The 667-nt window shown below is 69.9% G+C and carries 2 protein-coding genes; both read right to left on the bottom strand.

Annotation, left to right across the window (positions count from 1 at the left end):
• Positions 1-386, bottom strand: a 386-nt coding sequence (locus P5F91_RS19230) for a hypothetical protein (protein WP_277907966.1), incomplete at its 3' end; no start/stop codon positions are given.
• On the bottom strand, positions 319-667 hold a 349-nt coding region (locus P5F91_RS19225; RefSeq protein WP_277907965.1), incomplete at its 5' end, for a hypothetical protein. The genes P5F91_RS19225 and P5F91_RS19230, both read right to left, overlap by 68 nt.

The following is a 667-nucleotide window of genomic DNA, read 5'->3' as shown; positions in this document are numbered from 1 at the left end:
AGGTCATTGGCGCTGGCATTGATCACATTGCCGATGATGGCCCCGCTGTTGGCCAGGGTGCCCAGGCTGCCGGCACTGGTGATCAGCACCGCCGTGGCGGCGTTGATGGTCCCGGTGTTGGTCAGCGTCCCCAGCGTGCCACTGACATAGTCGCTGAGCAGGGTCAGCAGCAGATCGGTGGCGGCCCCGCCGCTGGTGGTCAAGGACCCGCCCACCTCGGCGATGGTGTAGCTCTGGCCCGCGATCAGGTTGCTGCCCGACAGCGCCGTCACCGCCACGGTGCCGCCGCTGAAGGCGGCGTTGCCGCTGACCAGCAGCTCACCCGCCGTCCCGCTGCCGATGCCCATGGCCAAGGTGCCGGCCGACTGGCTGTAGTTGCCCGTCACGCTGATGGCGTTGGTCGTTGGCGCCCGTGCCCAGCGTGGCGCTGAAGCCCGTGGCCGCCGCGCTGAGCCCGCTGGTGGTCAAGGACCCGCCCACCTCGGCGATGGTGTAGCTCTGGCCCGCGATCAGGTTGCTGCCCGAGAGCGCCGTCACGGCGACCGTGCCGCCAGTGAAGGCGGCGTCGCCGCTGACCAGCAGTTCACCCGCCGTGCCACTGCCGATGCCCATCGCCAGGGTGCCGGCCGACTGGCTGTAGTTGCCCGTCACGCTGATGGCATTGGTC

The organism is Nitrospirillum amazonense (assembly GCF_029594735.1).
Lineage (GTDB): Bacteria > Pseudomonadota > Alphaproteobacteria > Azospirillales > Azospirillaceae > Nitrospirillum > Nitrospirillum amazonense.
This window is presented reverse-complemented; position numbering and strand designations above follow the sequence as displayed.